Source organism: Kutzneria sp. 744, from assembly GCF_000568255.1.
Lineage (GTDB): Bacteria > Actinomycetota > Actinomycetes > Mycobacteriales > Pseudonocardiaceae > Kutzneria.
The window spans coordinates 3,474,609-3,484,131 of sequence record NZ_KK037166.1 but is presented as its reverse complement, the minus strand read 5'-3'; the positions used below and the strand labels follow the sequence as shown (position 1 = coordinate 3,484,131).

8 protein-coding genes and 2 pseudogenes are annotated in these 9,523 nt (G+C 70.1%); 8 read left to right on the top strand and 2 right to left on the bottom strand.

All coding sequences use genetic code 11. The features are described from left to right. Positions 1–2 precede the first annotated feature (2 nt). The 3 genes and pseudogenes from KUTG_RS65215 to KUTG_RS15510 form a co-directional block, all read left to right on the top strand. Positions 3–413: pseudogene (locus tag KUTG_RS65215) on the top strand (glycerate kinase); the annotation flags it as partial. 115 nt (positions 414–528) lie between these two features. Beyond that, on the top strand, positions 529–1,071 hold the full coding sequence (locus KUTG_RS65210) for a glycerate kinase (RefSeq protein WP_255361025.1): 543 nt from the start codon (positions 529–531) through the stop codon (positions 1,069–1,071). A gap of 91 nt (positions 1,072–1,162) precedes the next feature. Next, complete coding sequence (locus KUTG_RS15510; protein ID WP_043717602.1) at positions 1,163–1,540, top strand: HesB/IscA family protein; 378 nt, start codon at positions 1,163–1,165, stop codon at positions 1,538–1,540. Between the two features lie 72 nt (positions 1,541–1,612). Here KUTG_RS15510 and KUTG_RS61280 read toward each other — a convergent pair whose 3' ends face one another. Then, on the bottom strand, positions 1,613–1,780 hold the full coding sequence (locus KUTG_RS61280) for a hypothetical protein (RefSeq protein ID WP_198047178.1): 168 nt from the start codon (positions 1,778–1,780) through the stop codon (positions 1,613–1,615). A 161-nt stretch (positions 1,781–1,941) separates the two neighbouring features. Here KUTG_RS61280 and KUTG_RS15500 point away from each other — a divergent pair, with 161 nt between their 5' ends. Continuing rightward, a complete protein-coding gene (locus KUTG_RS15500) occupies positions 1,942–2,877 on the top strand; it encodes a carbohydrate kinase family protein (protein WP_043729484.1) in 936 nt (311 codons plus the stop codon). 159 nt (positions 2,878–3,036) lie between these two features. Here the strand turns inward: KUTG_RS15500 and asnB are convergent. Next, positions 3,037–4,968 (bottom strand): annotated as a pseudogene (gene asnB / locus KUTG_RS15495) (asparagine synthase (glutamine-hydrolyzing)). Between the two features lie 327 nt (positions 4,969–5,295). On the opposite strand from asnB, the gene coxB reads away from it, so the two are divergent. The 4 genes from coxB to KUTG_RS15475 all read left to right on the top strand — a co-directional run bounded on the left by coxB (position 5,296) and on the right by KUTG_RS15475 (position 9,163). Then, positions 5,296–6,201: an aa3-type cytochrome oxidase subunit II gene (gene coxB / locus KUTG_RS15490; protein WP_043729483.1), complete on the top strand. Its 906-nt coding sequence runs from the start codon at positions 5,296–5,298 to the stop codon at positions 6,199–6,201. Positions 6,202–6,211: 10 nt separating this feature from the next. Next, on the top strand, positions 6,212–6,610 hold the full coding sequence (locus KUTG_RS15485; RefSeq protein WP_043717596.1) for a cytochrome c oxidase subunit 4: 399 nt from the start codon (positions 6,212–6,214) through the stop codon (positions 6,608–6,610). Between the two features lie 100 nt (positions 6,611–6,710). Further along, positions 6,711–7,985: a DUF1800 domain-containing protein gene (locus KUTG_RS15480; protein WP_043717593.1), complete on the top strand. Its 1,275-nt coding sequence runs from the start codon at positions 6,711–6,713 to the stop codon at positions 7,983–7,985. Continuing rightward, complete coding sequence (locus KUTG_RS15475) at positions 7,982–9,163, top strand: DUF1501 domain-containing protein (protein ID WP_043717591.1); 1,182 nt, start codon at positions 7,982–7,984, stop codon at positions 9,161–9,163. Before KUTG_RS15480 ends, KUTG_RS15475 begins: the two co-directional genes overlap by 4 nt. Positions 9,164–9,523 lie beyond the last annotated feature (360 nt).

Below are 9,523 nucleotides of genomic sequence, written 5' to 3'. Positions count from 1 at the left end.
CGTTGACGGCCCGTGAGGCGGCCGAGGCCATCGCGACCGGCTGGCGCCGCACCGCGCCCGCCGACGAACTGTTGCTGCGCCCGTTGGCCGACGGCGGTCCGGGCTTCGTCGAGGTCCTGCACGGAGCCCTCGGCGGCGACATCCACGAGGCCCGCGTGACGGGCCCCCTCGGCCAGACTGTGACCGCCCGCTGGCTCGCCCACGACGGCACCGCCTACATCGAGTCGGCGCAGGCGTGCGGACTACACCTGACCGACCGCCGCGACCCGGAGACGTCCACCACCTACGGCGTCGGGGAGCTCATCGCCGCCGCCCGCGCGGCAGGCATGACCACCGCCGTCGTCGGGCTCGGCGGTTCCGGCACCACGGACGGTGGCGCGGGAATGATCCGGGCCCTCGGCGGCCACGTGACCGATGACACAGGCAGTCCGATCGGGCCCGGCGGGGCGGACCTGAGGCGGGCCGTCGACGTGCTCCTGCCCGACGCCGGCATCGCCCTCGTCGCCGCCTCGGACGTGGGAATATCCCCTGCTCGGACGGCACGGCGCCGCCCACACTTTCGGCCCGCAGAAGGGCGCCGACGAGCACGCCGTCGAACGCCTGGAGGCCGGCCTGGCGCAGTGGGCGGACGTGCTCAAGGGCACCGGCCAGGACGTTCGTGACCGGCCCGGAGCCGGCGCCGCCGGCGGGCTCGGCGCGGGCCTGCTGGCCCTGGGCGCCGAGTTCACGTCCGGATCGGCGCTGGTCAGGACCCTGACCGAGCTGGACGAGGCGCTGGACCAGGCCCGTCTGGCCATCACCGGCGAGGGCAGCTTCGACTGGCAGTCGCTGCGCGGGAAGCTGATCACCGCCGTGGCCGCGGGCGCGGCCGAGCGGGGCATTCCGTGCCTGGTGCTGGCCGGTCAGGTCAGCGTGGGCCGGCGGGAAGCCGGCGCCGTGGGGATCGAGCAGTCGTACGCGGTGGCCGACCATGCCGGCTCCGTGGCCGCAGCGATGGCCGACCCGGCCGGCACGCTGGCCGCCCTCGCGGCGGAGGTGGCAGGTGAGTGGTCTCGGGCAAATAGGCGTTGAACTGTCCTACCATGGGGGCTGGAATGAACGCCGACCCGTCTTGCGTTGGACGTTCTAGGGACCGATCTACGCAGGACGTCGAGGGAGAGCCATGACCGTCCAGGACACCGCCTCGCAGGGTGTGCAGGCCGAGGAGCTGACGACGCACGGCGTCGAGCTCACCGACACGGCCGCCAGCAAGGCCAAGGCGCTGCTCGACCAGGAGGGGCGCGATGACATGCACCTGCGCATCGCCGTCCAGCCCGGTGGCTGTGCGGGTCTGCGCTACCAGCTGTTCTTCGACGAGCGCAGCCTCGACGGCGACCTGCTCCGCGACTTCAACGGCCTCAAGGTGGCCGTGGACCGGATGAGCGCGCCGTACCTCCAGGGCGCCACGATCGACTTCGTGGACACCATCGAGAAGCAGGGTTTCACCATCGACAACCCGAACGCGGGCGGCTCGTGCGCCTGCGGCGACTCGTTCCACTGAGCGAGGCCTGAACACGAGAAGGGCCGTCCCCAGCCGGGGACGGCCCTTCTCGTGTGTCTGCGGTCGTGTCTGTCAGTAGTCGTCGAGACCGCTGACCTGAGCCGCGCAGGCCTCGTCCACGCGCCACGGCGCGGGACGGCGGGGCGCGGGCAGCGGACGGGTGCGCTGTCGCAGGGCGCCCGGGATGTCGGCGCAGTCGTCGATCAGCTGGTCCAGCGAAACGGGCTCAGGAGCGGTCACGTCTCGACGGTAGTTCGAGGGACGCACCACCGGTATCCGTTACCAATCGGTAGTCTTTCGAACTCGGAGCAGGTCCACCCGACCGGGTGGCCCACCAGTGAAGATCGGGGAGAGACACAGTGCCCGTCGCTGTCATCGGCAGTATCGCCGCCGACCATCTCATGCACTTTCCGGGCCGTTTCACCGAGCAGTTGGTCGCCGAACGCCTTGACCGCGTGTCGCTGAGCTTCCTCGTCGACGACCTTGTGGTCCGTCGGGGCGGGGTCGGCGCGAACATCGCCTTCGGCATGGGCGTGCTCGGCCAGCGGCCGATCCTGGGCGGCGCCGTCGGCAAGGACTTCGACGACTACCGCGCGTGGCTGGAGCGGCACGGCGTCGACTGCCGGTCGGTCTACGTGTCCGAGCTCAAGCACACCGCCCGGTTCATGTGCACCACCGACGACGACATGAACCAGATCGCCTCGTTCTACACGGGCGCGATGGCCGAGACCGGCATGGTCGAGATCGGGGCCATCGCCGACCGGGCCGGCGGCCTCGACCTGGTGCTGCTCAGCCCCACCGACCCGGGCGCGATGATCCAGCACGCCGACGAGTGCCGGCAGCGCGGCCTGCCCTTCGCCGTCGACCCGTCGCAGCAGCTGGCCCGCATGGACGGCGACCAGGTGCGCCGCTTCGTCGCCGGGGCCAAGTACCTGTTCAGCAACGACTACGAGTGGGGCCTGGTGCTCCAGAAGACCGGCTGGACCGAGGCCGACGTCCTGGAGCAGGTCGAGATGCGCGTGACCACGCTCGGCGAGAAGGGCGTGGAGATCGTCGGCCGCGAGGTCGGCTCGCTCCAGGTGCCGGCCGTGCCCGAGCTGGCCAAGGTCGACCCCACCGGCGTCGGCGACGGCTTCCGCGCCGGCTTCCTGGCCGCCGTGTGCAGCGGCCTCGGCCTTGAGCGCGCCGCCCAGCTCGGCGCCCTGGTCGCCGTGCACGTGCTGGAGGTCAACGGCCCGCAGGAGTGGTCCTTCGACCGCTCCGCCGCCCTGGTCCGCCTCTCCGACGCCTTCGGCCCCGAAGCCGCCGCCGACGTCGCCGCCATCCTCCCCGCCTGACAGGACCCCTTTTGTCAGGAAGGGCCCCTTACCGGTGGAGTCCTCGATTTCCGGGCCCTGGAAGGACCCCTTTTGTCAGGAAGGGCCCCTTACTGACGTTCAACGTCAGTAAGGGGCCCTTCCTGACGTTGAACGTCAGGATCGGTCCCTTGATCTTGGTCAGAGGCGGACCGGGTACTGGGGCTCGGGGATGACGGGCTTGATGCGGCCCTCGGTGAAGATGCCGTGCCAGACCATGAACATGAGCAGCGCCCAGATGCGGCGGCTGTGGTCCATGCCGCCGGTGCGGTGCTCCTCGATCATGGCCAGCACCGCCTGCTTGTCGATCAGGTGGTCGGTCTGCGACTGGCGCACGATGTCCAGCGCCCAGGGGTGCATGTCCTCGCGCAGCCAGTGCCGGATCGGCACCGGGAAGCCCAGCTTGCGCCGGTTGATCACGTGCGCGGGGATGATGTCGGCGATGGCCCGCCGCAGCGCGTACTTGGTGGTCTCGCGGGTGATCTTCTGCTCCATCGGCACCTGCGAGGCGATCTTGAACACCTCGTTGTCCAGGAACGGCACCCGCAGCTCCAGCGAGTTGGCCATGGTCATCTTGTCGGCCTTGACCAGGATGTCGCCCCGCAGCCAGGTGAACAGGTCCACGTGCTGCATGCGGCTCACCGGGTCCCAGTCCACCGACTCGCGGTAGGGCTTGGCGGTGGCGTCGGCGTGCGTCACCGACGAGCTGTAGGTCCGCAGCACCGACCGCAGCTGGTCGTCACGGAAGATGCGCGCGTTGCCGTAGTAGCGCTGCTCCAGGCTCAGCGCGCCGCGGCGCAGCAGGTCCTTGCCGCGCACGCCCTCGGGGATACGGGTGGAGACCCGGCCCATGGCCTTGCGCAGCGCGCCCGGCACCTTCTCGAACGGCGCCAGCGACAGCGGCTCGCGGTAGATGGTGTAGCCGCCGAACAGCTCGTCCGCGCCCTCGCCGGACAGGACCACCTTGACGTGCTGGCGGGCCTCGCGGGCGATGAACCACAGCGGCACCAGCGCCGGGTCGGCCACCGGGTCGTCCAGGTACCAGGTGATCAGCGGCACGGCCTCCATCATCTCGGCCGCCGACACGGTCCGGACCACGTGCTTCACGCCGATCGCGGCGGCCGACTCGGCGGCCACGTCCACCTCGGAGAAGCCGGCCCGCTCGAAGCCGGTGGTGAAGGCGATGAGGTCCGGGTTGTGCTCCTTGGCCAGCGCCGCGATCACGGTGGAGTCGATGCCGCCGGACAGGAACGAGCCGACCGTGACGTCCGCGCGCATGTGCTTGGCCACGGAGTCGCGCAGCGCGTCGGCGATGTCGGCGTACAGCTTGGTGGTGTCGGCCGGGCCGTGCATCACGCGCGGGCGGAACTTGGGCGTGAAGTAGCGCTCGGTCACGATCTCGCCGCCGGGGGCGAAGGTGAACGTGGTGCCGGACTCGATGCGCCGGATGTGCGTGTTCAGCGACTCCGGCTCGGGCACGTACTGCAGGATCAGGTAGTGCTGCAACGCGCGGCGGTCCAGCTTGGGCTCGATGCCCAGCGTGTCGGCCAGCTGCAGGATGCTCTTCTTCTCGCTGGACATCGCGATGCCGCCGGGGCCGGCCGCGTAGTACAGCGGCTTGATGCCGAACGGGTCGCGGGCGCCGAAGATCCTGCGCTCGTCGCTGTCCCAGATCATGAACGCGAACATGCCGCGCAGCCGGGACACCGCCGCCGGGCCCCAGTAGTGGTACGCGGCGACGATGACCTCGCTGTCGCCGTCGGTGTGGAACTGGGCCCCGAACCGCTCGATCAGCTCGGCCCGCAGCTCGATGTAGTTGTAGATCTCGCCGTTGAAGGCCAGCGCGTACCGGTTCTCCTGCCCGGGCGGGCCCCACAGCAGCGGCTGGTGGGAGTACTAACAGGTCGATGATGGCCAGCCGATAGAAAACAAAAACACGACCTCGCCGCCCTGCCAGGTGTTGACCTCGTCGGGGCCGCGGTGCCGCTGGCAGTGCAGGGCCCCGGCCAGCGCCGGCCGCGCCGCGGCGGCCGCGTTCTCAGTGGGACAGATCAGTCCAAGAAGACCGCACACGTCCTAACCGCACCTCTCATCGAAACAGGGCACTTCCACACCGGGATCGCAGCCCAGTATGCCCATGGCGGGCCGACGCCCGAGCGGCAGGCGGGCCGCCGGCGCCAGTTGGCTCGCACCGGTAGACGCGGCACCCGGCCCGTCCGTTGCCCCGGCCGTGCCGTCCCGATCCGTCTCGATCACCCCCGAAGGGTGGCCCCGCACCGCCTGGGTTAGGCTCCGGTCTGACTGACGGCGGGGTGCCGTCACCGCTGCTGAGCAGCGGATGGTGTGGTGTCACACGTCACGCCAAGGCCCGTCACGAGGAGGCAGCGAGCAGTGCGCCTGATGGAGGGCACCCGGAAAGCACGGGTCGCCAAACTCGCCGGGCTGGCCGGCCTGGTCGCGGTTGCCGCAAGCGGCTGTTCGACCGACGAGGTCCTGCGCTTCGGCTGGCCGGTGGGCATCACCCCGCAGGCCGACTCGATGCGCGACCTGTGGACCTGGTCCGTGGTCGCGGCGCTCGCGGTCGGCCTGGTCGTGGCGATCCTGATCCTGTGGCCGGTGGTCTTCCACCGCAAGCGGTCGGAGGAGCTGCCCAAGCAGCTCCAGTACAACCACCCGCTGGAGATCGTCTACACCGTCATCCCGGTGGTCATCGTCGCGGTGCTGTTCTACTTCACCGCCACCACCGAGAACTACGTCACGGACAAGAGCCACACCCCGGACGTCACGGTCGACGTGATCGGCTTCCAGTGGAACTGGGACTTCAAGTACGAGAACACCAAGGGCCCGGACGGCAACCCGGTCTCCACGGTGGGCTCCAGCAGCGAGATCCCGCTGCTCGTGCTGCCCACCAACAAGTGGATCCAGTACAACCTGCTGTCCACGGACGTCATCCACTCGTTCTGGGTGCCGGCGTTCAACTTCAAGCGCGACGTGTTCCCGGACCCGGACAAGAACAACCAGGACTCGTCCTTCCAGAACACGATCGACCAGAAGGGCGCGTTCGTCGGCCACTGCGCCGAGCTGTGCGGCGCGTACCACTCGGCGATGAACTTCGAGGTGCGGGCCCTGCCCGACGAGGAGTTCCAGCAGTACATCCAGCTGCGGGAAAAGGTGAACCCGAAGACCGGCAAGGGGTACACCGCGGCCGAGGCGCTGGCCCAGATGAACTGCGGCGACCTGTGCGCCCCGCTGGCCACCACCACGCACCCGTTCAACACGGACCGCACCTCCCGGACCGGAAGCTGAGGAACAACCGATGAAGATTGAGTCCCGCATCTTCGAGGTCGTCGCCGGCTTCTGCTTCCTGATGGCGATCGTCTACGGCCTGTGGGCCAAGGAGCCGGTCGGCATCGTGGCGCTGACCCTGACCGGCGGCCTGTGCCTGATCACCGGCACGTACTTCCGGTTCGTGGCCCGGCGCATCCCGGAGCGTCCCGAGGACGACACCGAGGCCGAGGTCAGCGACGGCGCCGGCGAGCTGGGCTTCTTCAGCCCGGGCAGCTATTGGCCGTTCGCCATCGCCCTGGCCGCCGCCATCGGCGCGCTGTCGCTGGCGTTCTTCCAGACCTGGATGCTCGTCATCACGGTCGTGCTGGTGCTGATCACCGTGGGCGGCCTGGTCTTCGAGTACCACACGAAGCCCAACCACGAGTGAGCAGTGCTGGTCTTCGCGCGCTCCGCGCGCACCTGAAGCTTCACTGAGCGAACGGCCCCGGGCATTCTGTCCGGGGCCGTTTTCGCGCACGATCTGAGGTGTGCCGCAACTAGACGACCGAGCCGCGACCCGGCGACTCCTGGACCGCATGGGCTTCGGCCCGCGCCCGGGCGAGCTGGAATCGTTGTCACGGCAAGGATTCGCGGCGGCCTGCGAGCAGGTGCTGGCCCAGGCGCCGGACACCACGCCGCTGCCGGATCTCGGCCCGGAGCCGGCGCAGGCCGGCAAGAAGGCCAGCACCGCGGAGCGCAAGCAGCGGCAGAAGACGTTGCGCGGCCAGCAGACCACGGCCGTGCAGTGGTGGCTGGACCGCATGGTCGGCACCGCCTCGCCGCTGCCGGAGCGGCTGACCTGGTTCTGGCACGGGCATTTCGCCACCAGCGTGCAGAAGGTGCACAGCGCGCGCCTGATGCTGCACCAGAACCAGACGTTGCGCAGCCGCGGCGGCGGCGACTTCCTGACGCTGGCCAAGGCGATGATCGTGGACCCGGCCCTGCTGCTGTGGCTGGACGGCCAGCAGAACAAGGTGGGCGCGGCGAACGAGAACCTGGCCCGCGAGTTCATGGAGCTGTTCACACTCGGCGTCGGCCATTACAGCGAAACCGATGTGCGCGAGGCCGCCCGCGCGCTCACCGGCTGGGCCGTGAACCGCGACGCGATGACGTCCTCGTTGGCTCCCAAACGACACGACAGCGGCGACAAGACGGTGTTGGGAGTCACCGGAAATCTCGATGCCGGCGGATTTGTCGACATCGTGGTGAATCGTCCGGACTCGCCGCGTTTCGTGGCGAGCCGGCTGTGGTTCCGGCTGGCCGGCGCGACCCCGCTTGCGGCGGACGCGCTGGACCGGCTGGTCGCGGGTTACGGCACGCAGCGGTCCATCGGGGGGCTGCTGCGCGCCGTGCTCGCTGAACCCGCGTTCCGCGATCCGGCGACGACCCTGGTCAAGCAGCCGGTGGAGTGGGCCGTCGGCCTGATGCGCGCGTTGGGCGTCCAGCCGTCCAAGCTGCCCGTCACTCAGCTGGAGGCCGGCCTGCGGGGCCTGGGGCAGGTGCCGTTCGAGCCGCCCAGCGTCGGCGGCTGGCCGGCCGCGCAGTCGTGGCTGACGACCTCGGCCGGCCTGGCCCGGCTGCACCTGGCGCAGCTGATCGCCGAGCACGCCGACGTGTCACACATCACGTCCGCCGCGGCGGCCGGTCAGGCGCTCGGCGTCGACACCTGGAGCCAGCGCAGCACTCAGGCATTGGCCGGTCTCAACGGGGCGCAGCTGGTGGCGATGGCCGCCTGCGCGCCGGAATACGTGGTGAGCCAGTGAAAATCAGTCGACGCGGCTTCATCATCGCCAGCGGTGTCGTCGGGGCGGGTGCCCTGGCCGCCGGCGCCACCCAGGTGAACTGGACCGACCTGATGGCCGCCGCCACCTCGGACCCGCTCAGCCCCGACGACGGCGTGCTGGTGGTCTGCACCCTCTACGGCGGCAACGACGGCCTGAACACCGTGATCCCGGCCGCGGACCCGGCGTACCAGAAGGCTCGGCCGGATCTGGCCTACCAGCCGCACGAGGTGCTCGACCTGGGTGACGGCCTCGGCCTCAACCCGGGCATGAAGGGCCTGAAGAAGCTCTGGGACGACAAGCGACTGGCCGTCGTGCGTGGCGTCGGCTATCCCAAGCCCGACCACAGCCACTTCCGGTCCATGGCCATCTGGCAGACGGCCTCGCCGGACAGCCCGCAGCCGACCGGCTGGCTCGGGCGTTGGCTGGACGTGACCGGCGACGACCCGCTGCGGGCGGTGTCGATCGAACCCGTGCTGCCGCCGCTGATGGCCGGCCAGCGGGCCGCCGGCGCGACCCTGCCGGTGGCCGGCCTGAAGCTGCCGACCGGGGCCGTGGGCAAGGCATTCTCCCTGCTGGGGAAGGCCTCCAGCGGCGAGTCGCCGGATCAGGCCCGGGTCGCTCGATCCATTGCCGACCTGCACACCACCGCCACCAAGCTCGGGCCGGCCGTGAAACCCAGCAGCGGCAACAAAGGCCAGCTGGCGGCGCAGCTGGACGTCGTCGCCGGGCTCGTGGAGGCGGGCGTGCCTACGCGGGCCTACTCCGTGTCGCTGGGCGGTTTCGACACCCATGCCGACGAGAAGGGCACCCAACAGCGCCTGCTCACCGAGCTCGACCAGTCCCTGTCGGCGTTCGTGGACCGTGTGCGGGGCAAGAAGGTCGTCGTGCTGGTGTACTCGGAGTTCGGCCGCCGCGTCGGCGCCAACGCCAGCGACGGCACCGACCACGGCACCGCCGGCCCCGTCTTCGTCATCGGCGACGGCGTCCACGGCGGCTTCTACGGCGAGCAGCCCAGCCTCACCGACCTCGACAGCGGCGACCTCAAGGCCAGCACCGACTTCCGCGACATCTACGCCACCATGCTCCACACCGTCCTGGGCGAGGACCCCGGCAAGGTCCTAGCCGGCCACGACACCCTGGTGCCCGGCCTGCTGTGACCCCGGCGAGTCACGCTCAGCGGCACCCCGAAATGCGGTTTCGGGCAGGTCGTCGGCGGGCCACGAGTGCCTTTGCGGCTCCGCCAACCGATCTCCGGGCCGGGAATGTGGGTGGGCAGCAGCCCTCACGCCATGCCCGCTACGGGGTGGGGTGAGCCGCCGGGCCAAGGGACGCCCCGAACCCCCCGCGAGTCCCGGTCAGCGTCATAGCGAAAGTCGGTTTTCGTGTGCTGGAGAGCGTGACTCGCGGGGGTGGTGGGTTTGGGGCCGAACCCCCGCGAGTCACGCTCTCCAGCACACGAAAACCGACTTTCGCTATGACGCTGACCGGGACTCGCGGGGGGTTCGGGGCGTCCCTTG

What these genes read in the sequence shown, in the direction of transcription:
- KUTG_RS15485 (WP_043717596.1), top strand. Translation starts at nt 6,212, where the DNA reads ATGAAGATTGAGTCCCGCATCTTCGAGGTCGTCGCCGGCTTCTGCTTC.
- KUTG_RS15510 (WP_043717602.1), top strand. Translation starts at nt 1,163, where the DNA reads ATGACCGTCCAGGACACCGCCTCGCAGGGTGTGCAGGCCGAGGAGCTG.
- coxB (WP_043729483.1), top strand. Translation starts at nt 5,296, where the DNA reads ATGGAGGGCACCCGGAAAGCACGGGTCGCCAAACTCGCCGGGCTGGCC.
- KUTG_RS15500 (WP_043729484.1), top strand. Translation starts at nt 1,942, where the DNA reads ATGCACTTTCCGGGCCGTTTCACCGAGCAGTTGGTCGCCGAACGCCTT.